General features: G+C 73.6%; 20 protein-coding genes and 2 tRNA genes. 8 read left to right on the top strand and 14 right to left on the bottom strand.

Features of this window, described 5'->3' with window-relative positions:
- Positions 1–5: 5 nt before the first annotated feature.
- Entirely contained in the window at positions 6–1,094 is a 1,089-nt protein-coding gene (locus ACFVNO_RS16785) for an ABC transporter permease (RefSeq protein ID WP_355265644.1), read from the bottom strand.
- A gap of 406 nt (positions 1,095–1,500) precedes the next feature.
- Between ACFVNO_RS16785 and ACFVNO_RS16780 the strand changes: the two genes are divergently transcribed.
- Positions 1,501–3,138, top strand: coding sequence for an alpha/beta hydrolase (locus tag ACFVNO_RS16780; RefSeq protein WP_378893520.1), 1,638 nt, complete (start codon positions 1,501–1,503; stop codon positions 3,136–3,138).
- 64 nt (positions 3,139–3,202) lie between these two features.
- Here the strand turns inward: ACFVNO_RS16780 and ACFVNO_RS16775 are convergent, their stop codons facing one another.
- The 5 genes from ACFVNO_RS16775 to ACFVNO_RS16755 all read right to left on the bottom strand — a co-directional run bounded on the left by ACFVNO_RS16775 (position 3,203) and on the right by ACFVNO_RS16755 (position 5,370).
- A complete protein-coding gene (locus ACFVNO_RS16775; RefSeq protein WP_355265650.1) occupies positions 3,203–3,793 on the bottom strand; it encodes a septum formation family protein in 591 nt (196 codons plus the stop codon).
- Between the two features lie 140 nt (positions 3,794–3,933).
- The gene (locus ACFVNO_RS16770; protein WP_378893516.1) at positions 3,934–4,482 is read right to left on the bottom strand and encodes a septum formation family protein; all 549 of its coding nucleotides are present in this window, start codon (positions 4,480–4,482) and stop codon (positions 3,934–3,936) included.
- A gap of 275 nt (positions 4,483–4,757) precedes the next feature.
- Positions 4,758–4,830: transfer RNA gene (locus ACFVNO_RS16765), tRNA-Lys, on the bottom strand.
- A gap of 170 nt (positions 4,831–5,000) precedes the next feature.
- A tRNA-Lys gene (locus ACFVNO_RS16760) sits at positions 5,001–5,073 on the bottom strand.
- 111 nt (positions 5,074–5,184) lie between these two features.
- Positions 5,185–5,370: a hypothetical protein gene (locus tag ACFVNO_RS16755; RefSeq protein WP_220562860.1), complete on the bottom strand. Its 186-nt coding sequence runs from the start codon at positions 5,368–5,370 to the stop codon at positions 5,185–5,187.
- 416 nt (positions 5,371–5,786) lie between these two features.
- Here ACFVNO_RS16755 and ACFVNO_RS16750 point away from each other — a divergent pair, with 416 nt between their 5' ends.
- Entirely contained in the window at positions 5,787–6,761 is a 975-nt protein-coding gene (locus ACFVNO_RS16750) for a MurR/RpiR family transcriptional regulator (protein WP_220562861.1), read from the top strand.
- A 106-nt stretch (positions 6,762–6,867) separates the two neighbouring features.
- The gene (locus tag ACFVNO_RS16745) at positions 6,868–7,851 is read left to right on the top strand and encodes an N-acetylmuramic acid 6-phosphate etherase (RefSeq protein WP_378893511.1); all 984 of its coding nucleotides are present in this window, start codon (positions 6,868–6,870) and stop codon (positions 7,849–7,851) included.
- An 82-nt stretch (positions 7,852–7,933) separates the two neighbouring features.
- On the opposite strand, the gene ACFVNO_RS16740 is transcribed toward ACFVNO_RS16745, so the two are convergent.
- The gene (locus tag ACFVNO_RS16740; protein WP_378893508.1) at positions 7,934–8,662 is read right to left on the bottom strand and encodes a vancomycin high temperature exclusion protein; all 729 of its coding nucleotides are present in this window, start codon (positions 8,660–8,662) and stop codon (positions 7,934–7,936) included.
- A gap of 87 nt (positions 8,663–8,749) precedes the next feature.
- Here ACFVNO_RS16740 and ACFVNO_RS16735 point away from each other — a divergent pair, with 87 nt between their 5' ends.
- A complete protein-coding gene (locus ACFVNO_RS16735) occupies positions 8,750–10,315 on the top strand; it encodes a DUF885 family protein (protein WP_378893505.1) in 1,566 nt (521 codons plus the stop codon).
- A 229-nt stretch (positions 10,316–10,544) separates the two neighbouring features.
- Here the strand turns inward: ACFVNO_RS16735 and ACFVNO_RS16730 are convergent, their stop codons facing one another.
- From ACFVNO_RS16730 to ACFVNO_RS16720, 3 genes are all read right to left on the bottom strand, one after another.
- The gene (locus ACFVNO_RS16730) at positions 10,545–11,972 is read right to left on the bottom strand and encodes a hypothetical protein (protein WP_378893502.1); all 1,428 of its coding nucleotides are present in this window, start codon (positions 11,970–11,972) and stop codon (positions 10,545–10,547) included.
- A gap of 19 nt (positions 11,973–11,991) precedes the next feature.
- Positions 11,992–12,591: a vancomycin high temperature exclusion protein gene (locus tag ACFVNO_RS16725; RefSeq protein WP_220562865.1), complete on the bottom strand. Its 600-nt coding sequence runs from the start codon at positions 12,589–12,591 to the stop codon at positions 11,992–11,994.
- 100 nt (positions 12,592–12,691) lie between these two features.
- Positions 12,692–13,318, bottom strand: coding sequence for a DUF1707 domain-containing protein (locus tag ACFVNO_RS16720; protein WP_355265669.1), 627 nt, complete (start codon positions 13,316–13,318; stop codon positions 12,692–12,694).
- A gap of 814 nt (positions 13,319–14,132) precedes the next feature.
- On the opposite strand from ACFVNO_RS16720, the gene ACFVNO_RS16715 reads away from it, so the two are divergent.
- Positions 14,133–15,962 carry a UvrD-helicase domain-containing protein gene (locus ACFVNO_RS16715; RefSeq protein ID WP_378893498.1) on the top strand — a complete coding sequence of 610 codons (1,830 nt, stop codon included), beginning with the start codon at positions 14,133–14,135 and terminating at the stop codon, positions 15,960–15,962.
- Between the two features lie 68 nt (positions 15,963–16,030).
- Here ACFVNO_RS16715 and ACFVNO_RS16710 read toward each other — a convergent pair whose 3' ends face one another.
- A complete protein-coding gene (locus tag ACFVNO_RS16710; RefSeq protein ID WP_378893495.1) occupies positions 16,031–17,374 on the bottom strand; it encodes a DUF6114 domain-containing protein in 1,344 nt (447 codons plus the stop codon).
- 4 nt (positions 17,375–17,378) lie between these two features.
- Positions 17,379–18,026, bottom strand: coding sequence for a DUF6230 family protein (locus ACFVNO_RS16705; protein ID WP_355268972.1), 648 nt, complete (start codon positions 18,024–18,026; stop codon positions 17,379–17,381).
- A 219-nt stretch (positions 18,027–18,245) separates the two neighbouring features.
- Between ACFVNO_RS16705 and ACFVNO_RS16700 the strand changes: the two genes are divergently transcribed.
- Positions 18,246–20,105, top strand: a complete 1,860-nt coding sequence (locus tag ACFVNO_RS16700) for a GMC oxidoreductase (protein ID WP_378893491.1) — start codon at positions 18,246–18,248, stop codon at positions 20,103–20,105.
- Between the two features lie 15 nt (positions 20,106–20,120).
- On the opposite strand, the gene ACFVNO_RS16695 is transcribed toward ACFVNO_RS16700, so the two are convergent.
- Positions 20,121–20,651 carry a MarR family transcriptional regulator gene (locus tag ACFVNO_RS16695; protein WP_355268974.1) on the bottom strand — a complete coding sequence of 177 codons (531 nt, stop codon included), beginning with the start codon at positions 20,649–20,651 and terminating at the stop codon, positions 20,121–20,123.
- An 84-nt stretch (positions 20,652–20,735) separates the two neighbouring features.
- Between ACFVNO_RS16695 and ACFVNO_RS16690 the strand changes: the two genes are divergently transcribed.
- Entirely contained in the window at positions 20,736–21,269 is a 534-nt protein-coding gene (locus tag ACFVNO_RS16690) for a cupin domain-containing protein (RefSeq protein ID WP_355268976.1), read from the top strand.
- The gene (locus ACFVNO_RS16685; protein WP_378893486.1) at positions 21,266–22,384 is read left to right on the top strand and encodes an NAD(P)/FAD-dependent oxidoreductase; all 1,119 of its coding nucleotides are present in this window, start codon (positions 21,266–21,268) and stop codon (positions 22,382–22,384) included. Before ACFVNO_RS16690 ends, ACFVNO_RS16685 begins: the two co-directional genes overlap by 4 nt.
- Positions 22,385–22,470: 86 nt before the next feature.
- On the opposite strand, the gene ACFVNO_RS16680 is transcribed toward ACFVNO_RS16685, so the two are convergent.
- Positions 22,471–23,259 carry a MerR family transcriptional regulator gene (locus ACFVNO_RS16680; protein WP_355268980.1) on the bottom strand — a complete coding sequence of 263 codons (789 nt, stop codon included), beginning with the start codon at positions 23,257–23,259 and terminating at the stop codon, positions 22,471–22,473.
- Between the last annotated feature and the right edge of the window lie 75 nt (positions 23,260–23,334).

Here is a 23,334-nt window from a genome sequence, read left to right as displayed (position 1 = left end):
GTCTCCTACTTCCGGATGCGCGGGTCGAGCCTGCTGTAGAGCAGGTCGGCGATGAGGTTGGCGGCCACCACGCAGGTGGTGAGGACGACCAGGAGGCCCTGGAGGAGCGGGTAGTCGCGGTAGTTGACCGCGTCCAGCAGCAGGCCGCCGACCCCCTTGTAGACCAGGACCTGCTCGACGAAGATCGCGCCGCCGACGAGGGTCCCGAAGGAGATGGCGATCTGCGCGACCAGCGGCAGGATGGCGTTGCGCCCGACGTAGGACGTCGCGATGCGGCGGTCGCGCAGGCCCCGGGCCCGGGCGACGGTCACGTAGTCCTCACTCAGGACCTCGGTGGTGGAGGCCTTCATGACGAGCATCCAGGTGCCGATGATGGCCAGCACGTAGGTGAAGATCGGCAGTCCGGCGTGGTACAGGGCGTCGCCGACGAACTCCGCGCTGAACCCGGGCTCGACCCCGGGGCTGAGGGTGCCGCGCAGCGCGATGGGGTTGAACCAGCTCAGGTACATGCCGCCGCCGACGACCAGCAGCATCGCGATGAGGTAGTTGGGGATGGCGCCCAGCACGGAGGCGACGACGCTGAGGACGTGGTCCAGCAGGCGGTTGCGGCGGTAGGCCATCACCATGCCCAGCGCCAGGCCCAGGGTGATGGAGACGAGGGTGCCCACGCCGATGCTGAACAGGGTCCAGGGCAGGTAGGCGCCGATGGACTCGGCGACGGTGAACCCGGGCCGGTTGATGGTCATGCCCATGTCGAAGGTGACCAGGCCGACGATGAAGTCCCACCACTGCGACCACAGGGGCGCGTCGGGGTCGTAGGCCAGGGAGTTGGCGGCGATGATCCGCGCCTCCTCCAGGCTCATCCCGCCCTGGGTGAGGCGGCCGGCCATGACGTCGATGGGGTCTCCGGGCATGGCGCGGCCGAGGAAGAAGGTCACGTTGGCGACGACGAAGACGACGACGACCGCTTTGCGGACCTTGACCAGGGCGTAGTGGCGCCAGATCCGGAGGGGCAGGGAGAGGGGGGCGCCGCCGGGCGGCGCCGTGGTCCCGGCTTCCGGCGGCGGTGGCGATGCCGCGATTTCGGTGGCCACGAGTCTCCTTCGAGCGGGAGGGGGGCTGTCGGAGGGGAGCGGGGGCTCGTCGGTAACGGGGGTCGGAAGATACGGGGGGAAGGGCCGGGGTGCGCGGAATGCGCCCGGCCTGTTCTATTAGGAAAGTTTCCTAATAGAACGACAAGGTAGCCCGCGGGGTGTGGCGGATACCACCCCCGTGACCAAATGGCGTCCTTTGTGCGATGTGATCGGCATCGCAAAAGTCACGAAACGTACATATGGGGATGAACCCCCGTTCACTTCATGGCCGGATCAGGCCACGTTCCGCGATACATGACTTTCGTCGGTGTTCTACGCGAACCGGAAATACATACGGTTACCGGGCCGATGCACGCTCCCTCGGCGCCGCCCCCGCGGCCCGGGCCGGAACAGCAAGGGAACCCCCGTGCGCAGAGCACACCCACCGATCGCCGTGGGCACCCTGGTGTCCGCTCTGACCCTGTCGCTCGCCGCGGCCGCCCCGGCCGCCGCCGAGCCCGCCGACCCCCTGGCCGCGTTCCACGAGCAGGAGGTCGAGTGGGCCCCCTGTGAGGAACGGCTCCTGGAGGGGCTGGACTGCGCCTGGATCGAGGTGCCCCTCGACTACGCCGACCCCGGCGGCGAGCGGGCGTCCATCGCGATCAGCCGCCACCGCGCCACCGACCCCGATCGGCGGCGCGGCATCCTGCTGACCAACCCCGGCGGGCCCGGGGGCTCGGGCCGCTACATGCCCATCGAGCCCCGCCCCGACCTCGGGTTCGGCTACGGGCTGGGCACCCAGCGCATCGCCGAGGTGTACGACATCATCGGGATGGACCCGCGCGGCAGCGGCGCCTCCACCCCCTACCTCGACTGCGGCGCGGACCTCCCCCTCCCGCCCTCGCGTCCCGACGACGACGAGTTCTCGGCCGTCACCCGGGCGGCCGTCTCCGTCCAGCGATCGTGTGAGAGCGCCCACGGCGACCTCATCCCGCTCATGACCACGGCGAACACCGCGCGCGACATGGACGTGATCCGCGCCGCCCTGGGCGAGGAGCGGACCTCCTACTACGGGGTGTCCTACGGCACCTACCTGGGAGCGGTGTACGGGAGCCTGTTCCCCGAGAGGCTGGACCTCAGCGTGCTGGACTCCTCGGTCCTGCCCGACGGCATGTGGCGGGAGCTCTTCCGCACCCAGAACCGGGGCTACAAGGCCAACGTGGACCGGTACACCGCGTGGGTCGCCGAGCGCCACGACGAGTACGGGTTCGGGTCCACCCCCGAGGAGGTGCTGGCCACCGTCGAGGAGACCCGCGCCCGGTTGGAGGAGGAGCCCCGCGACGACGTCCCCGGCATGCCCGAGGGGACGCCCTTCACCGCCGACGACTTCGACTTCTACATCGGCTCGGCGTCGCGGAACCAGATGTACTGGGACCTGATCTCGGTCGAGCTCGGGTTCTTCGTGAACGACGTGCCCTTCCCCGGGTACGAGCTGCCCGAGTACCCCGACCCGGAGGTGGAGCTCTCCAACGACTCCCTGCTCATGGCGGTGAGCTGCGAGGCCGAGTGGCCGTCGCGCCTGTCGGGCTACTACCGGGACATGCGCGAGGCGCGCGAGTACAACCCGTACGGCATCGGGGCGATCTGGGACTCGCCGCAGCCCTGCGCGTTCGCCTCGCGGGCGCCGGCCGAACCGCTGGTGGAGCTGGAGCGCGAGGGCTACGCCCCCGGCCTGGTGATCGCGGCGGAGTTCGACGCCAACACCGTCTACGAGGGCGGGCCGCGGATGGCCGACCGGCTCGGCAACGCCCTGGTCACCGTCACCGACGAGGGCGGGCACGGGTTCTACGGGATGCCCGGCCACGACTGCGTGACCGCGGCCGTGGACGCCTACCTGGTGGACGGCGCGGCCCCGCGGGACGCGACCTGCGCCGGGCTGCCCCGGCCGCAGGACGCGCCGTCGGCCCTGAGGACACAGGAGGCGGAGGCGGCCGGCGCGGTCGTCGCCGGGATCATGTCCGAGCGCGGTAACCCGCTCGCGGCCCGGCCGGCCGGGATCGGCTGACCCCCGCACGGGAACGGCCCGCACCGCCGGTGGGCGGTGCGGGCCGTACGCCGGAACGGGTGTCCTACCGGTTGGCGCCCGCCAGGGTGCCGGTGGTGTCGCCCGCGGGGTCGTAGATCAGGCACAGGACCTCGCGGTCGCCCGCGGCCCAGCCGTCCGCCGTCGGGAAGAGCGGCGTGTAGTAGAGGGCCGAGTCGTAGTACCCGGTGCCGACGAAGGGCTCGAACGCCGCCTCGCACAGCTCGTTGGCCGAGTCGGAGACGGAGGTCTCACCGGGGTAGTCGCCGGACTCGTTGATGTTCTCGACGTGGTAGACCTCGTAGACGTGCGGCTCCGCGCAGTCGATCTTGGGCACCGAGGAGATCGAGTCCTCGTCCGAGCCGAACTCGGTCAGGCAGTCGCCGAGGTAGATGTCGAAGACATCGGTGTCCTCGGGGTCCATGGGGGTTTCCACCGGGGTCTCCGCGGGGGTCTCCACCGGAGTCTCCGCGGGGGTCTCGGTCGTTTCGGGGGACGGCGCCACCTCCGCTCCCGGGCGCAGCGCCGGAGGCAGCAGCATTTCGGGGCTGCACGCCGTCAGCGACAGTGCCGCGCCGACGACCAGGGGGCCGAGCACGAGGCGCCCATAGGGCGAACGGCGCAATTCCGACAACATGGCGACTCCAACAGGGGTTCTTCGTTACCTGTCGCCGACGGACCCGGCGACACTTATCCAGATGCGCGGAGAACGGCCGTGGTTCCCGGTCCGGACGGAAAAATACCGGTCCGCCCGATAGGGGCGGACCGGTAGGGAACCTAGCGGGCGGCGCCGGCGAGGGTGCCGGTGACCATCTCGCCGCTGGTGACGATGTAGCAGACGATCTCGCGGTCGTCGATGGTGTTCCAGCCGTCCTCGGTCGGGGTCAGGTAGCTGTAGTACAGCTCCGACTCCAGGTAGGGAACGCCGATGAACGTCTCGAAGTTGGTCTCGCAGGCCTCCGTGGCGGAGGACTCGATGGCCGTCTCACCCGGGAACGCGCCCTCGGGCAGCGTCTCGATGTGGTAGACCTCCGCGTCGTGCTCCTCGGCGCAGTCGAGCGTCGGGACCTCGCTGACCTCGTCGCCGGTGAAGGAGGTGTTGAACTCGGCCTCGGTGAAGCAGTCGCCGACGGCCAGGGTGAAGACGTCGTCGTTCTCCGGCAGGAGGGAGGTCTCCTCGGAGCCGCCGGCGGCGCCGTCCGGGGCGGTCTCGGCGGGGGCGCCGCCCAGGAGGTTGTTCACGATGGCGCCGCAGCCGGTGAGGGAGAGGGCGGCGCCGCAGGCCAGAGCGGACAGGGCCAGCGCGCGGAAGGGGGACAGGGACATGGGGATACTCCGGAAGTGGTTCAGGGGAAGGGCCGGCCCGAAACGGCGGCGAGACAACATTTCACCAGGTCGGGGCCGGTGTCAATCCGTTTGTGGGATATGCCCGGAAAGCGGTGGGGGCCGAGGGGTCCGGCCGGCCTGCTTCCTTCGGGCGCGTGGGGGATGCGGTACAGCACAGCACGGGGCCATGACATTTCCCGTGCCCCCGGAGCGGGGTCCGGGACCCCGGGGATGCGGAAGGCCCCCGGTACCCGACCGGGGGCCTTCCCGCAGTGTGCGTCATCAGGGACTCGAACCCCGAACCCGCTGATTAAGAGTCAGCTGCTCTGCCAATTGAGCTAATGACGCCCGTCGTCGCGCGGACCGCCGTCCGCACCGCGACCCGGTCGATCCTACCCGACCCCTCGGGGGCCGCCGCACCGCCCGGCCCGTGATACGGGCCACTGCGGAGCGGTCGGAGGACCGCGACGTGATCGACCCCGGTGGAAGGCCGAGCCTTCTGCCGGGGCCGTTCGCCGTGCGTCATCAGGGACTCGAACCCCGAACCCGCTGATTAAGAGTCAGCTGCTCTGCCAATTGAGCTAATGACGCCGGTCGTTCCCGGGGATCCGGGCCCTGTGGGCCGTGCTCCCCGGCGACGTCGTTAACTCTAGCAGGACTCGCGGAGTGGTCGCGAACCGTTTGTCCGGTCGCCCGCGCGGGTCAGGAGAAGGCCAGGACCAGCGCGACGACGACCGCGACGGCCGCGATCACGCCGACGCCCGCGAGGACGATCGGCAGGACGGGGCGGCGCTCGGGCGCCTCAGGTTCGGGGTTCTCGTCGACGAAACGCTGGAAGTGCTGTGTGGCCCCGGCGGGGTCCTGATTCGGATCGTTGTTCTGTGTCATGGGGTCGACACTAGCGACTCATGTGACCCATGAGCACCGCTGCAAACGAATTCGGGCGATATCACAAGACCCCGCGACCGTTCACTCCGGTGAAAGGCGAACGTAAGAGCCCGCCGCCAGACTCGTCACCGGCGGGCCGGAACGACCGGTACTTCCCCGCGGCCGCGATGGCCCTCCCGGGCCCGGCGCGCGAGTGCGCGGTGGACACCGCGCACGGGCCGTGTGCCGGGTCCGCCCGCGCCGCTCCCCCGGCCGCGCCGGCCGCCTTCCGGCGCCTTCTCCCACTTCAGCCGGGAAACCCGAGGTCCGGGGACTTCGGTACTTGCCGCGGGGCCGACCGCTTGGAATCCTGGATTCTCCCGCTTTTTCCCTTCCGCGCGTTGACTCTGCCCCGAGACCGAAAGAAACTTTCCTCCATGGCGCACATTCCGAAGCCCACGGAAGGCCGGGTGGAACCGGGGATCCCACAGGTCCCCACCACCGTGCTCCGCATCCGTTCGCTGCTGCCCTCGCTGGCACCGGCCGAGCGGCGGGTCGCCCAGCGCATCATCGACGACCCGGAGCGGGCGGCGGCCTCCTCCATCACACAACTGGCGAAGGACTGCGCGACCTCTGAAGCCACGGTCATCCGCTTCTGCCGGACCATCGACTTCAGCGGGTACCGGGAGCTGCGCCTGGCGCTGGCCACCGAGGCCGGCCAGGCGCGCGGGGCCCGCACCACCGGGGCCCCCGAGCCCGACGGGGACATCAACCCCGACGACACCCTGGTGACGGTGGTCCAGAAGATCGCCTACACCGACGCCCGGGCGGTCGAGGAGACCGGCGCGGCCCTGGACGTCGACGTCCTGCGCACCGTCATCGACACGATGTCGTCCGCCCGGCGGATCGACGTCTACGGGGTGGGGGCCAGCGCGTTCGTGGGCGCCGACCTCCAGCAGAAGCTGCACCGGATCGGGCTCACGTCGTTCGCCTGGTCGGACGCGCACGTGATGCTCACCAGCGCGGCCCTGCTGGACGAGCGCGACGTGGCCATCGGCATCTCGCACAGCGGCGCCACCATCGACACCGTGCAGGCCCTGACCGAGGCCGGGCGCCGGGGCGCGCGCACCGTGGCCATCACCAACTTCCCGCGCTCCGCCATCGGGTTCGCCGACCACGTGCTGACCACGGCGGCCCGGGAGACCACCTTCCGGTCCGGGGCGACCGCCAGCAGGCTGGCCCAGCTGACCGTGGTGGACTGCCTGTTCGTGGGGCTGGCCCAGAGCCGGTACGCCGACAGCAGGGCGGCCCTGGAGACCACCGCCGAGGCGGTGCGGGGGCTGCGCATCAGCGACGACCGCAAGCGTCGCCGGGGCCGGCCCGACGACAGGGCCGCCGACGACCGGCCGTGAGGCGCGGGCGGGATTCCCCGGGTCCGGAGCACACGCCCGGGGGCGGCGGATGACGGGCGGGGCCGAGGCGGCGGACCGGGGACCGACCGGAAAGGAACGACAGCGGGTGCGGACCGAACAGGAGAGCGCTGTGGAACACTACGGCGGGGAACGGACCCCGGACGGCCCGTCGGACCCCGGGGCGCCCCCGGGCGAGACGGTGATCGTGCGCGCCCCCACCGAGGCCCGCAACCCCCGCACCCTGGACATCGACCGGTTGTCGGTCCTGGACGTCCTGCGGCGGATCAACGCGGAGGACGCCACCGTGCCCGCCGCGGTGGAGGCGGCGCTGCCGGAGCTGGCGCGGGCCGTGGAGCTGGGGGTGGCCGCCCTGGAGAGCGGGGCGGCCATCCACTACTTCGGCGCGGGGACCTCCGGGCGCATCGCCGCCCAGGACGCCGCCGAGCTGCCCCCCACCTACGGGGTGCCCCCCGAATGGGTGGTGTCCCACCACGCGGGCGGCGGGGCGGCCCTGGTCCGCGCGGTGGAGGGCATCGAGGACGACTGGGAGTCCGGGCGCGCGGACGCCTCGGGGCTGATCCCCGGTTCGCTGGCGGTCGGGCTGGCGGCCAGCGGCCGCACCCCGTACGTGGGCGGCGCGCTGGAGGCGGCCCGGGAGCGGTCCGCCGCGACCGTGCTCATCAGCGCCAACCCGGACGCCCCGCTGGCGGAGCACGTGGACGTGCACGTGGGCGTGGACACCGGTGCCGAGGTGATCGCCGGGTCGACCCGGATGAAGGCGGGCACCGCCCAGAAACTGGCGCTGAACGCGTTCTCCACCGCCGTGATGGTCCGGATGGGGCGCACCTACTCCAACCTCATGGTGGGCGTGGACGCCAGCAACGGGAAGCTCCGCGGCCGGGTGGTGACCATCCTGGCCCAGGCCTCCGGCGCCGGCGAGGAGGACTGCGCGCGGGCGCTCACCGAGGCCGGCGGCGACACCCGCACGGCCCTGGTGTCGCTGCTGGCCGGGGTGCCGGCCGCCGAGGCCCGGGAGGCGCTGGCCGGGGCCCGGGGCCGGGTCCGCGACGCCCTGGCCGGGCTGTCCTAGGCGTGTTCGGCGGCTGCCCCCGCGCGGCCCGGCGCTCGCGCCGGGCGCCGGGAGCGGCCGCCGGGAGCGGCCCGGACCCCGGCTACTCCTCGTCCTTCCGGGCGGCGGCGAGCGCGTCGTCGACGGCGGTCTCGTAGCGGCCCAGGAAGGTGGGGTCGGGGCGGAACACCACGGTGCCCAGGGCCGCCACCGCCGCGGGGACCTCCCGCGCCCAGCCGTAGCGGGTGGCCCAGACCCGCTCCTGGGCGGCGGCGTCGGCGACGCCGACCGCGTCGATGCCGGCCGCACGGCACAGGCGCACCGCCCGGGGCAGGTGGAAGTCCTGGGTGACCACCGTCGCCTCGGTCACCCCGAACACCTCGCGGGCGCGCACGCACGACTCCCAGGTGGAGAACCCGGCGTAGTCGGCCGCGATGTGCTCGGCCGGGACCCCGGCGGCCACCAGGTGGTCGCGCATGGTGTCGGTCTCGTTGTAGTGCTCCACGCTGTTGTCGCCGCTCACCAGCAGCACCTCGGCCTTGCCGGCGAAGTACAGGTCGGCGGCCAGCTCCAGCCGCCGGGCCAGCACCCGGGTGGGGAGCCCGTCCTCGCGCACCCCGGCGCCCAGGACCAGCGCCACCGGCCGCTCGGGCACGTCGGCGACGGTGGCGTGGCGGTACCCGGAGGTCCCGGCGACCACCCACACGAAGGGGGCGAACGCCGCCACCAGGGCGAGCGCGAACAGCGGAAGCAGGAGGAGCCGGCGGCGGCGCGGCCGTTTCCCGGCCGTTGCGTCGGAGGACTCGGCGGAGGCTTCTTCGGAGGTCGTCACATCCGGGGAGACGACTGGGAGGGGCCCGGGGTTCCGCCCTCCGCACAGCGGGGTGTGCTTTCGCGGCCCGCGCTCTAAGGTCGGGGCATGCCACACCCCGAGAACCATGAAATCCCGGCCCGGCTGCGGGCCCTGGCCGACCTCATGCCCGGCACCATGCGCGACGGAGCGGGCATGCACGAGTACGACGGCCGCATCGCCGACCTCTCCCCCGCCGGCGTCGAGGCCGCCCTGGCGGCGCTGGGCGGCGCGCCGCTGGACGATCCCCACGACGAAGCGCACCTGGCCGCGTTCGAGGCCGAGGCCCGGTACGCGCTGGGCGAGGCGCTGCAGTACCGCGCCAACCCCCTGTACCACCTGGGCGAGCTCGACGTCTCCGGCTACGACCGGGACTACGCCCCCGAGGCCGAGCGCCGCAGGGCCCGGGACGCCCACCTGGCGCAGTGGCCGCGCGGCGTGGACAACGCGATCGCCGCCCTGGACCGGATGCCCGCACCGGTGGCGCGCTCCCTGGTCGGCGCCGTCCGCGGGCTGGCCGAGGGGCTGCCCGAGGACGTGCCCGCCCCGCTGCGCGAGACCGCGCTGGCCGCGCACGCCCGCCTGGTCGCCCATGTGGAGCGGGCCGCCGAGGAGGGGCCCGAGGACGCCTCGCTGGGCGCCGAGGGGCTGGCCCGGCTCATGGGCACCGGGGAGGCCCTGGAGGTCGACCCCGCGGAGCTGGCGGAGCGGGCACGGGCCGAACGCGACCGGCTGCGGGCGCGGCTGGCCGAGGCGGTCGGCCGGATCGCCCCCGGCGAGGACGTCATGACCGCGGTCAGGAAGCTGACCGCGCAGGGCCCGGACGGCGACGGGGTGCTCGACGCCGCCCGCCGCTGGACGGAGCTGGCACTGGAGTTCACCGCCGAGCGCGGCCTGGCCCCCTACGGCGACGGCGAGTGCCGGGTGGACCTGTCCCCGCCCGCCCACCGCTGGGCCACCGCGATGATGGCCTGGTCCGGGCCGTGGGAGGCCGACACCCCGTCGTTCTACTACATCACCCCGCCCGACCCCGCCTGGGACGCGGCGGAGACCGCCGAGTGGCTGGAGATGTTCAGCGACACCACGCTGCCGGCGGTGAGCGTGCACGAGGTGGCCCCCGGGCACTTCTCGCACGGGCGGGCGCTGCGGCGCGCCCCCGGCCCGGTGCGGCGGGCGCTGCACTCGATGGCGTTCGCCGAGGGCTGGGCGCACTACGCCGAGGAGATGATGCTGGAGGAGGGCTTCGGGGACTACGCCGCCGAGCGCTGCGGCGTCGGGGGGTGGACCGCCGACCACTACGAGGCGGGCGTGTGGGTGGAGGCCCTCATCCGGGTGACCCGGCTGTCGGTGGCCATCGGCATGCACACCGGGACCATGACGGTGGAGGAGGCGGCGGCGCTGTTCTCCGAGGACACCCCGCTCCAGGGCCCGGCGGCGCTGTCGGAGGCGCGGCGGGCCACGTTCGACCCCACCTACGGCCGGTACACGTGGGGCAAGCTGGAGATCCTGCGGCTGCGCGAGCGGGCCCGCGAGCGGTGGGGGTCTGAGTTCTCCCTGGGCCGGTTCCACCGGGCCCTGCTGGACCTGGGCTCCCCGCCGCTGGGGCTGATCGGCACCGCCCTCGAACGGGGCTGAGCGCCCGGGGCGGGACTCCCCATCCCGGGGGCGGTGGCAGCCGCCCCCGGGGCCGGACGCGGCTCCGGTCCGGAGGGGGCCCGCGGCCCCGCGGGGACCCGTCGGCCGCGGCCCCGAGGGGCGGCGGCGGACGGCGGGGGGCCGCCGGACGGCCGGGGCGTCCCCGCTCCGGCCGTGCCGGTTTCGACGGGGGCCGCCGCGACGCGGTTCCCGCGGGGTCCGGCGGAGGTCAGCGGCCGCCGAACAGGCGGCCGAAGAGCCCGCCCTGCTGCTGCGGCGGCTCGGGGGCGGCGGGGGCCTGCGGCTCCACCACCTCGGGCTCCAGCTCCACGCCCACCGAGGTGCGGAACTCCTCGGGGTCCTCCGGCAGCCTCCAGGCGGCCAGGACCTCCCGGAACTCCGCGTCCTCCCAGGCCTGGGCGGGCAGCTCGGCGATCGCCCACATCACCTTGAGGGTCTCCTCGTCGTACTCGGCGTTGAGGTGGTCCTCGAGGGTGAACCCCTGGGTGCGCGGCCCCAGGACCAGCTCCAGCCCCGCGGCGGTGACCAGGGCGCGCGAGTCCTCCTCGCCCTTGATCAGGCCGGGCAGGATGTCCAGGCGCAGGCGGCGGGCGCGGCTCCCCGCCCGTCCCAGGGCCAGGAAGCCCAGCACCTGCGGCGAGCGCTCGCCGCAGTGCGGCCACGACTCGTTGAACAGGCCCTCGTAGCCGCTGGTGGTGCCGCCGCCGCGGCCGATCCGGCGCAGTGCCTCGCGCGGGGTGTTGCCGCCGTGGATCATCACCAGCGCCACCGACGCGGCGAAGGAGTTGTACAGGTTGCCGCCGGCCATCTGGTGGGTGAGGGCGACGGTGAGGTCGATGTCGTCCGGCCCGGCCAGCGCGCCCAGCGCGAACAGTTCCGCGGGCAGCGGCTCGGACCCCCCGGCCAGGGCCTGGTCCATCATGTCGCGCAGGCTGGAGGGCGCCTGGCGGGTGGGGCGCAGGTCCTTGGCGAGCAGGATCTGGGAGGCACCGGTGATGCCCGCGACGATCCGGTCGGCGTCGGGGGTGAGGAAGGCCAGCAGGTAGGAGACCCACTCCCCGGCCCGGTCCATGCCGCCGCGGTTCGCCGCGCCCTTGAGCAGCTCCAGCAGGTCGGGGACGCGGGCGCGGATCGCCTCGAAGGTGTCCAGCTCGGCCTGGAGCAGGGCGGGGCCGTCGGGCAGCTCCAGGACGGCGAGCCGGTTGCGCATCCTGCGCCGCTGCTGCTCGTCGGGGGCCTCCTCCACCCAGGTCCGGTACTGCTCGACGGCCTTCCCGGTGTCGGTGGAGGTGATCCAGGCCACCTCGTCGCGCCACTGCGCCAGATCGCGGGGCTCGGGGAAGTGGTCCTCGGCGTGCGCGGAGACCAGCTCCAGCAGCAGGCTCAGGGGGCGCCACCGGTCGGTGGCGGGGGTCTGCTCGGAGCAGGCCGCGTCGACGAGGAAGTCCACCGCCCTGGGGGCCGCCCGGTGGCCGGGGGCGGGGAACTCGATGATGTCGTGCAGTTCGGACAGGGCCGTGTCGCTGCCGGTGACCTCGGCCAGCAGGGAGGCGATGCGCTCGCCGCCCTCCGGGGCCAGGGCCGTCCAGTCCACGCTCTCGGGACCGGTGTGCGCGTCGTTCGGGGTCGCGTTCATGCCCCCAGTATCGCCGGGTTCAGGGGCCGGTCCGGGCGGGGGCGGGCCGCAGCACGGCGTCGCGCAGGGCCTTGACCGCGGCCCCGGCCTCGCGGGCGTACCCGATGACGGTGGAGCGGCGGCGGGCCCCCATGCTGGGATCGCCCACGCCCACGGCGTCGATCCCGGCGGCCCGGGCCAGTGCGACGGTGCGGGGCAGGTGGAACGACTGGGTGACCATGGTCGCGGAGCGGACCCCGAACAGGTCGCGGACCCGCACGCAGGTGTCCCAGGTGCGGTAGCCGTGGGGGTCGGCGTCGATCCGGTCCGCGGGGACCCCGTGGGCGACGAGGTAGGCGGCCATGGTGTCGGTCTCGCGGCGCGAGACCTCACGGTTGTCGCCCGAGACGATGACGCGCTCCACCCTGCCGCCGAGGTACAGGCGCACGGCCAGGTCCAGGCGGCGGGCCAGCAGGGGCGAGGGGCCGTCGGCCCAGGCGGCCGCGCCCAGGACGACCGCCACCGGCCGGTCCGGGACGGTCTCCACCGTCCGGAGGCGGCCGACGGAGGCGGCCGTCAGCCAGATGTAGGGGCTCAACGCGGCCGCGCACACCCCGGCCGCCACGATCCACACCGACACCGTCGGCCCTCCGTCCGTTCCCGCGCCCCCGCGCGGGGGCGCACCCCATGATGGCAGCCCGCGGGCCCCCGCGGTCCGCGGCCCGTGGGGGCCGGGGCGGTCACACGCCGAAGAGGGAGGACCAGGAGAAGGGGCGGCGGTGGCCGACCTGGAGGGTTCCGCCGTGGCAGGTGCCGGTGATGACGAAGTGCGGGGCGGGCGGGCGGGGGATGGCGTCGGCGTCCACCTTCAGGCTGCCCAGCCAGGAGGTGTCCACGTCGACCTCGGCGGTGGCCCGCTCGGGCAGGATCACCTCGGCGCCTCCCCAGGACACCTCCAGGTGGACCTCGATACGGTCGTGGGGGATGTCCGCCTCGCGGAAGTCGAGCCGGGTGCCCCCGTACTTGTTGCGGACCTCGATGCGGCGGGGCACCTGCCAGCGGCCCTTGCGGACGACGGTGTCGCCGTCGGACCGGACGACCATGATGTCCTCGGGGTGGACGCGGCCGGCCGGCCGGTCGTCCGCAGCGACGGGGACGGGGCCGGTGGCCGCCCCGGGCGCGCCGGGCAGGTCGGCGGTGATGGGCTCGAAGTCGGCGTAGGTCTTGGCGTTGAAGGCGGCCTCGAGCCGCTCGTCGAGTTCGTCGAGGGTGATGCGCCCCTCGGCCGCGGCGTCCCTGAGCACCTCCGCCACCTGCTGGCGTTCGGCGTCGGAGACCCGCATACGGGCGCTTTCGTCGGAGACCACGACCGCACCGTTCCCTTCGTCGTCCTGGTGACCACCACCGTAGAGCACGGCCGCCTCGCGAAGGGAATGGGAATGCCCCGCCCTGCGTGCTTTGGGGCGGGCGGGGCCGGGGTACCGGTGAGGGTGGTGGCGGGCGCTCCAGGGCGCCGCGCCGCAGAGTGGGCACCCGCGGCGCACGCCCGCGGGTGGTCAGGACTCTGCCGGGGTAGGACGGACCCCGGCAGAGTCCTGGACCGCACGGATGGCACGCGGCCGTCTCCCCTGTGCGTTACACGATCTCGTGCCCGGACGGCTCTGCACAGAGCGTGTCCGAAACCGGCCACTGCGTGAAATGCCACCAGAAGACACGTCTGTACACATGCAGTACCTGATGACCGTTCTTCCGTTCGATTTTCGGTCCGCCGGTTCTCATCGGCCCATCCCGCACCGGCCTTCCCATGACCCCCGCCCGGATCAGGCATTGTCGCCCTGCGTCGCCGAATTTCGGACAGCACCTAAACACCTTTGAGGACACTGCGGGACACCACGGAACCGCAGGTCAGCGGACGCGCCTCCGCGCACCCCGGAAATGTTCAGAACGGCACTCGAACAGGCTTCCGTAGAACCCCCTCCCACCTGGGACGACGCCTCACCCGAAAAGCCCCGGAAACCTGACGGGAATCGGCCCGCGAGCGGCGTTTGCCGGAATTCCGCAGAGAGCATGTTCACAGGGGAGAGGGATCGCCGGCCCGGCCCCTCCGCCCCGACACCGCCCGCTCCGAACGCCTCAGACCCCGAGCCATCACCTGGTCGAAGACCGGAGGAGACCCACGACGTGTCCGCCCTTGCGATCGCCCCGACCTTCCTCAGCGACTTCACCCGCCTCACGCCCGACGTCCAGCTCAACACCCTGGCCGTGATGCGCGCCTACCAGGCCGGGGAACGGCCCGACCTGGAGCCCGTCGCGGACGCCGCCGACCCGCGGGTCCGGATCGTCGGCATCGACCCCGACTGGTCCGGCGTCGTCGTCCCGGCACCCGCCGGCGACGAGCCCGACGACGGGTCCGGGGACGACCCCGCCGAGCACCCGCGGACCCGCTACCGCCTGCTCACCGTGCTGCCGCGCGAGGAGGCGCTGCGCTTCGCCCGCCGCCTGGTCCCGGTGTCCCCGGAGATCGTCCCGCTCGGCGGCGGCGCCCCGGCCGACCCCCGCCCCAGCGGCCCGCCCGAGCTGGCCGGCGCCCTGCGCGCGCCCTTCCGGCAGTGGCAGGTCACGCTCCACCCCGACCAGCACCGGATCACCGAGGCCCACTACAACGGCGCCGTGCAGATCACCGGCGGCCCCGGAACCGGCAAGACCGTCATCGCCCTGCACCGGGCCGCCCACCTGGCCGAGCGCGACGCCGCCGCCCACCCCGAGGACCACCGCGAGTCGGTCCTGCTGACCACCTACAACCGGGCCCTGGCCCAGTCCCTGTCCGACCGCCTCGACCAGCTGCTGCCCGATCCCGGGGTGCGCGCCCGGGTCCGGGTGGCGACCATCGACAGCCTCGCCCGTTCCGTGGTGCAGGCCCACGGCGTCCCGCCGCGCCTCATCGGCAAGGACGACCTGGCCCGCCGCTGGCGCGCGCTGGCGCTGGCCGACGGGCTGCCCTTCTCCGGCCGCTTCCTGGTCGACGAGTGGGAGCAGGTCATCCTCGCCAAGGGGATGGAGCTGCTGCCCGAGTACATCCGCTGCGAGCGCAGCGGGCGTGTCCAGCACCTGGCGCCCGAGCACCGGCGCCAGGTGTGGGAGACCATCCGGCGCTACGTCGGCGCCATGCGGGTGGAGGGGCTGTGGTCCTACCCGCAGCTGGCCGCGGAGGCCGCCCGTGTCCTGGGCCGCGGGGCGCCGCTGTTCCGGCACGCGGTGGTCGACGAGGCGCAGGACCTGCACCCGGCCCAGTGGCGGATGCTGCGCGCCGCCGTCCCCGAGGGCCCCGACGACCTGTTCATCGTGGGCGACCCGCACCAGCGGGTGTCCGACAACCGGGTCTCGCTGGCCTCGCTCGGCATCAACGTGCGCGGGCGCGGCCACCGGCTCCGGGTGGGCTACCGGGTCACCCAGGAGATCCTCGACTGGAGCATGCCCATCCTGGGCCGCAGGGCGGCGCTGGGCATGGACGACGACGCCGACACCCTGGCCGGCTACCGCTCGCTGCTGCGCGGCCCCGCGCCGGTGGTCCGCGGCTGCGCCGACCGCGCCGAGGAGCTCGCCGCCCTGGGCGACTGGGTGCGGGTGTGGCTGGAGGCGGGGGTCGACCCGACCGAGATCGCGGTGGCCGGGCGCAACCACTGGGTGGTGCGCGGGATCGCCAAGGAGCTGACGGCCCGGGGCATCCCGACCGCGCCGCTGGAGGAGTCCGGCGGCACGGGGGCGGTGCGCGTGGGCACGCTGCACCGGCTCAAGGGCCAGGAGTTCCGCTGCGTGGCCCTGGTGGGGGTCGCCGACCACCTGCTGCCGCCCAAGGCCGCGATCGAGGCCGCCGACGGCGACCAGGTCGCCCTGGAGCACGCCTTCCAGCAGGAGCGGACGCTGCTGTTCACCGCCTGCACGCGGGCGCGCGACGCCCTGTACGTGTCGCACGTGGGGCGGCCGAGCCGGCTGATCGCCGAGGGCCGCTGACCCGGGCCCGGAACACGACAGGGGGCGCCGCGCGGTCCGCGCGGCGCCCCCGCCGTGTCGTGCGGGCCTCAACCCGCGAAGCGGCCGTTCAGGCCGGTGATGTTCATCCGGTCGGTGCCCGCCATCGGGCTGGAGACGTCGACCTCGGTCACGAACATGTACGGCAGCAGCAGCGGCGGCGGGAAGTCCGGGGTGAAGGTGATCGGGAGGGGGATCCCGAAGATGTTGACCTTCATCCGGGTGACGTGCATGACGACGTCGCCGTCCAGGGTCATGGACGGCAGGCCCAGGCTCATCCGGGTGCCGTGCTCCTCGAACCACAGGTCCCCGCCGGTGACCTCGGCCCGGTCCATGGTGAGCCGGATGTAGCGCTGGGGTCCGTTCGCGGTCGGGCACTCCACGACGCCGTCGTAGCGGGCGCCGCTCATGGTCAGCACGTCGGCGGTCAGCCCGGAGGTGCGGACCGAGCCGCGGGAGCAGTCGTAGTCGGCGTCGGCGGGGACCTCGGGGAGCTCGTCGGCCTCCCGCGCGGCCTGGCAGGCCAGGACCGCTTCGACGAACTCGTCCTCGCTCCGGGCCAGCGCCCCCTCGCCGGTGCGGAACTCGCACTCGGCCGGGTCGGCTTCGGTCTCCTCGCCGGCCTCCTCTTCCCCTTCCTCCTCGCCGGGCTCCTCCCCCGGGTCCTCGGTGCCGGGCTCCTCCGGGGCGGGGTCGCCGCCCGGGTCGCCGGGCGAGGGGGACGGTGACGGTGACGGGGAGGGTGAGGGTGAGGCGGAGGGGTCGTCGGCGGGCTGCTCCTCGCCCCCGCCGCCCGGGAAGAGCCAGTCCCAGGGCCAGCCCAGGGTGGGGGCGGGGGCCGAGGCCAGGACGACGGCGGCGGCCAGGGGCAGGGCGAGGGCGGCCAGCGGCCGGGTCCCGGCCTCGGGCCCCCCGGCCGCGGGCAGTTCGTCATCGGGAGCGGCCGCGCCCCCGTTCGCGGCGCCGTCCGCCGGCGCCCCGGCCCGTCGGCGCCCGCGCGGGCGCCGACGGGTCCTGGGACCCCACGCGAACACGAGCGACCCGCCGACGATGCCGAGCAGCATGCCGATGACGAACCCGCCGAAGTTGGAGGTCACGAAGGTCACCAGGGCGAGCAGGACCCCGACCACTCCGAAGAACGTGTTCTGGGCCGGCTGGAGCCAGCTCAGCACGCCGAGCACGATCAAGAGCGCCGCGATGAGGGTGCCGGAGACGCCGGCGATGCCGGCGTAGATGATCAGGTCGATCGGGAGGACGAGGGTCTGGGCGGCCGGGGCGACCAGCAGCTCGACCCCGGCCGCGATGAGGATGACGCCGCCCCAGAACGGGCGGCCGTGCCGCCACTCGCGGAACCGTCCCCATCCCGAGCGCAGGAGGGTCAGTGCACGGGTCATGGGATCAGAAGCACTCGTGGTTTCCGGGCTTGACCGCCAGCCCCAGCCCGGACAGGCGCAGGGAGCCGGAGGTGACGGCCCAGGTGGTCAGTTCCATGTCGGAGATCGTGATGCTCTCGGACTGGAGGCCGAAGCCGCCCGCGGGGCCCTGGCCGCCCTCGGCCCTGTCGAGGGTGCTGGCGTCCCGGCCGATCTCGATCTCGCCGAACTCGGCGTTGCCCTGGAGCTGCTCGATGTCGATGACCAGGTTGGTGCCCTCGACCGGGGTGGCCTCCCCCGCGGTGATGACCAGGGTGGCCTCGCCGATCGGCAGGTCCCAGAGCGAGGACAGGCAGAGATTGTCGATCTCGGCGGTGTTGATCGCCGACAGGCCCACCGGGCGCCCGGTGCCGTCCACGGAGGTGGCGACGTCGCCGTACTGGGTGAAGCCGTTGCCGACCAGGCTGTCGGCGGAGAGCTTGAAGCTGTCGCCGGAGACGGCGAACGAGGCGGCGAGCAGGCCCTGCGTGGTCATCCCGCCGAGCACGGCCGCGGCGGCGAAGCCGGGCACCGCCACGAGGGCGAAGCGGCGCCAGCGGGTGCCACGCGGGCCTTCGTGCTGCTCAGGCGCGTCCTGGGACACCTCAGGCGTCTCCTCGGAAGCCTTGGGCATGGAAACCTCCAGTGGTCCGCCGCCCCGGGAGGCGGCGTGGGGGAGAGGAACTTGCGCCGATGCACGCCTCGCGTGTTACATGGAACACACCTTACTCGGCGGTAGTGACGAACATTACAATAGTTATTGTCACAATTCTAGATGGCGCAAAGAATGTTGCGGACCCGTGGCCGGCGCACCTCGGGCCGACCGCAACCGACCTGATAGCGAGACCAGCACGTGCCCCGAGAGCGCAACGCGGACTCCCCCGCCACCCCCGACAAGGCCACCGGACCGACCGAGGACGACCGCTTCGACTACGACGTCGTGGTGATCGGATCCGGCTTCGGCGGATCGGTCAGTGCCCTCCGCCTCACCGAGAAGGGCTACCGTGTCGGCGTCCTGGAAGCAGGGCGCCGTTTCACCCCCGAGACCCTGCCGTCCTCGTCCTGGGACGTGAAGAACTTCCTCTGGGCTCCGCGGGCCGGGCTCTACGGCATCCAGCGGATCCACCTGCTGCGCGACGTGATGATCCTGGCCGGCGCCGGGGTCGGCGGCGGTTCCCTCAACTACGCCAACACGCTGTACCACCCGCTGGACCCGTTCTTCGAGGACCCGCAGTGGCGCCACATCACCGACTGGAAGTCGGAGCTGGCGCCCTTCTACGACCAGGCCCGGCGCATGCTGGGCGTGCGCACCAACCCCACCGTCACCGCCTCCGACCGCCACCTCAAGGCGGTCGCCGACGAGATCGGCGTGGGCCACACCTTCCGGCTGACCCCGGTCGGCGTCTGCTTCGGCGACGGCGAGGACGGTTCGGGGGCCGAGGCCGCCCCGGGCGAGTCCGTGGGCGACCCGTACTTCGGCGGGGCCGGACCGGAGCGCAGGGCCTGCCTGGAGTGCGGCGAGTGCATGACCGGCTGCCGGCACGGTGCCAAGAACACGCTGACCGAGAACTACCTGTACTTCGCGGAGCGCGGGGGCGCCGAGGTGCACCCCCTGACCACGGTGGAGCGCATCCGCCCCCTGGCCGACGGCGGGTACGCCGTCGACGCCCTGCGCACCGACGCACCCCGGCGCCGGGAGAACGCCCGCACGTTCACCGCCCGCCAGGTCGTCGTCGCGGCCGGGACCTACAACACCCAGACCCTCCTGCACCGGATGAAGGACGCCGGGCTGCTGCCCCGGCTGTCGGACCGGCTGGGCACGCTCACCCGCACCAACTCCGAGGCCCTGGTGGGGGCGATGAGCCGCCACGTGCCGTGGCGGGAGGACCTGACCCACGGCGTGGCCATCACCTCCTCCATCCACCCCGACGAGAACACCCACATCGAACCGGTCCGCTACGGCAAGGGCTCCAACGCGATGGGCCTGCTCACCGCCATCCAGGTGCCGGGCGGCGGCCGCGTCCCCCGCTGGGCGCGGTTCCTGGGCCGGGCGGTCCGCCACCCGGTGGTGTTCGCCCGCAGCTTCTCCAACCGGCGCTGGTCGGAGCGGATCATCATCGGCCTGGTGATGCAGTCGCTGGACAACTCGCTCACCACGTCGGTCAAGAAGGGGCTGTTCGGCGGGGGGAAGAAGCTCACCTCCCGGCAGGGGCACGGCGAGCCCAACCCCACCTGGATCCCGGCGGGGCAGGACGTGGCCACCCGGCTGGCCGAGCGGATCGACGGCTACCCGGGCGGCACCGTCGGCGACGTCTTCAACATCCCGATGACCGCGCACTTCCTGGGCGGCTGCCCGATCGGCGACAGCGCCGAGAACGGTGTCATCGACCCGTACCACCGCCTGTTCGGGTACCCGGACCTGCACGTGGTGGACGGGGCGGCGGTCACCGCGAACCTGGGCGTGAACCCGTCGCTGACGATCACCGCGCAGGCCGAGCGCGCGCTGTCGATGTGGCCCAACAAGGGCGAGGAGGACGCCCGCCCGGCCCAGGGGGAGGGCTACCGCCGGGTGAAGCCGGTGTTCCCGCGCTCCCCCGCGGTGCCCGCGGGCGCCTTCGCGGAGCTGCGGTACACCACCCCGCTACCGCTGACCGTCGTCGAGCCCGCCCCCGTGGAGAAGTCGGCCGGGGACGCCCGGGCCGCCGGCTCCTGAGCGCCTCCCCCGGGGTCACCCGGCCCCGGGGGAGCCCTCCAGCCCGCGCAGCATCAGGCGCAGGGCCCGGTCGAGCCCGTCCGCGGTCTCCGGGTCCAGTACACCGGTGATCCGCGCCAGGTTGTCGGCGTGGTCGGCCAGCACCCCGTCGATCGCCCGCAGGCCCTCGGCGGTGAGCGCGACCAGGAAGCTGCGCCGGTCGGCGGGGTCGATCCGCCGCTCCACCAGCCCGGCCCGCTCCAGGCGGTCGATCCGCCCGGTCATGCCCGCCCGGGTCATCATCAGGGTGTCCGCCAGCTCCGAGGGGATGAGCGTGTAGGGCTCCCCCGCCCGGCGCAGGGCCGCCAGGACGTCGAACTCGCCTCCGCGGAGGCCGTGCTCGGCCAGGACGGCGTCGACCCGCTCGGAGACGAGGGCGGCGGCCCGGGACAGCCGCCCCAGCACCCCCAGCGCGGAGAGGTCCAGGTCGGGGCGCTCACGCCGCCACTGCGCGGCGATGGTGTCCATGGGGTCGGCGGGGCCGTCGGCTACGGGGCGATCGTTCATGGGGGGATTTTATTGACCTCTGATAGTTAGCTGACTTACTATCAATTCGCTTACTATAAGGCGACAAACCAAAAGGAGCGAGCCATGCCCCTTCCCACCCGCCCCCTGCTGGTGCGGGGCGCCGAGGCCGAGACCCTCGGAGCCGGAGCCGACACGACCACCCTGCTGCTGGACGCGCACCATACGGGCTCGGCCCTGAACGCCGTGCGCACCCGCCTGTCCCCCGGGACCGCCGGGCCGCCCCCGCACTACCACCGCCGCGCCCCCGAGACCTTCTTCCTGCTGGACGGGGCGCTGGACGTCCTGGTCGACGAGGAGGTCGTCGCCCTGGCCGCGGGCGACGTGCTCCTGGTCCCGGCGGGGGCGGTGCACGCCTGGGCCACCCCGGCCGACGCCCCCGCGGACGTCCTGATCGCCAAGAGCCCGGCCACCGACCGGTTCGACTACTTCCGCATCGCCGACCGGGTACGGCGCGGGCTGGAGGATCCGCAGCGGATCCTGGACACCCGGGAGAGGTTCGACAACCACTTCACGGTGAGCACCGTGTGGAAGGAACACCTGGTCGCGGCCGGGCACCCTGCTCCCCTGGTGGTGTTCCCGGCGGGGAGCGGCCGATGAGCACCCACGTCGTCGTCCTGGGTGCCGGGTACACCGGCCTGGTCGCCGCCAAGCTGGCCGACCGCCTGCCCGGAGTGCGGGTGACCCTGGTCAACGAGCGCGACCGGTTCGTGGAACGCGTCCGCCTGCACCAGTGGGCGAGCGGGCAGGCCCTGCCGCCCCGCCCGCTGTCCGCCCTGCTCGCGGGCACCGGGGTCGACCTGGTCGTGGACCGGGTGGAGTCCCTGGACCCGGACCGGCGCACCGTGTCCCTGCGCGGCGCGGGCCCGCTCGGCTACGACCTCCTGGTCAACGCCCTGGGCAGCCGGTCCGGGCGCCCGCCGGGGGTGGGCCCCGGCCCGCTTCCCGACCACCTGCACTCCGTCAACGAGGCCGACCACGGGGACCGGTTGCGCGCCCGGCTGGCGGGCGCCCGGTCGGTGGCCGTCGTCGGCGGCGGGCTGACCGGGCTGGAGGCCGTCACCGAACTCGCCGAGACCCGCCCGGAGCTGGAGGTCCACCTGGTCACCGGGCGCGCCGCGGGCGCGGACCTGTCCGCCCGGGGCGCCCGCTACCTGCGGAGCGTCCTCGCCGACCTGGGGGTGCGCGTCCACGAGGGCTCCCCGGTGGCGGAGGTCCCACCCGAGGGGCCGGTGCGCGCCGACGGGCGGCTCGTGCCCGCCGACACCACGGTGTGGACGGCCGGGTTCCGGGTCCCGGAACTGGCCGGCGCGGCCGGGCTGGAGGTCACCGGGACCGGGCGGATGGTGGTGGACGAGGGGCTCCGCTCGGTCTCCCACCCCGAGGTCTACGGGGTCGGGGACGCGGCCGCCGCCCGCCGGTCCGACGGCCGGGAGCTGCGCATGGCCTGCGCCACGGGCATCCCGGGGGCGCAGCACGCCGTGCGGTCGATGGCCGCGCGCCTGGCGGGGCGGCCGGTGCGGCCGATGCGGTTCCGCTACTTCAACCAGTGCCTCAGCCTGGGGCGGCGGCGGGGGCTCATCCAGTTCGTGCGCGCGGACGACTCGCCGGTCGAACGGATCCTGACCGGGCGTGCGGCCGCCGTCTACAAGGAGGCGATGGTCCGGGGGGCGTACCTGGCCCAGCGGCATCCCTGGATCCCGGTCTCGGCCTGAGGAGGGTGCGGGCCCGGCCGCGGACGGGGAGCGTCCGCGGCCGGGCCGGCGGGGTCTGCGCGGAGGGGGTCGGCGCGGGGCGGGGGTCAGCCCTGCGCGTCGGGGGCGGGGGCGGGGACGGGGAGCCGGTCGCGCTCGTTGTTGAGCAGCTCCATGGCGTCGGCGAAGTGCTCGCCCATGACGTTGGTGAGCTGGACGGCCATCTCCTGGGCCAGCACCGCGTCCACGGCCTGCTGGGCCAGGGGGCGGACCTTGCGGATGACCTCGGCGACCTCGGCCGGGTCCTCGGTGCGCAGCACCGTGCCGGGGGCGTACTCGGCGATGATGTGGTCGGCGACCAGGCGCGTCATGTGCTCGGCGACGTGGCCGATCTTGTCGCGCAGGTTCTCGGCGATGTCGAGCACGGAGCCCACGGTCATGCCCATGCGCACCAGCTCGACGCCGGCGTGCAGCAGGCGGGGGCTGGGCACCCGGAAGCGCAGGCCGTCGCGCTCGATCACCCCCAGGTCCAGTGCGCGCTTTATGGTCTTGGGGTTCACCCCCTTGCCGAACAGTTCGCGCAGGTCGCCCAGGGTGAGGTAGTCGGCGATCTCGTCGCTCCAGGCGTCGCCGATCGCCGACTCGAAGCCGAGGATGTCGGAGAGGTCGCCGCCGCGCTCCCAGACCTGGAACATCTCGCCGATGTTGGCGAAGGTGTACCCGCGCCGCAGCAGCTGGCCGATCAGCCGCAGACGTGCCAGGTGCGCCTCGGAGTAGATGCCCACGCGGCCCTCACGGCGGGGCGGGGCGAGCAGCCCCCGGTCCTGGTACACCCGGACGTTGCGCACCGTCGTATCGGCCAGCCGGGCGAGTTCGTCTATACGGTATTCGGCCATGGCTCCAGCCTAGAGACACCCTCGAACGTTACTTGTCAGTATCTTCCCGGTGCGGGCGCTAACGACCATGACAAC

Origin of the sequence: Nocardiopsis sp. NPDC057823, assembly GCF_042797335.1 — a bacterium.
Classification (GTDB): Bacteria; Actinomycetota; Actinomycetes; order Streptosporangiales; family Streptosporangiaceae; genus Nocardiopsis; species Nocardiopsis changdeensis.
This window is presented reverse-complemented; position numbering and strand designations above follow the sequence as displayed.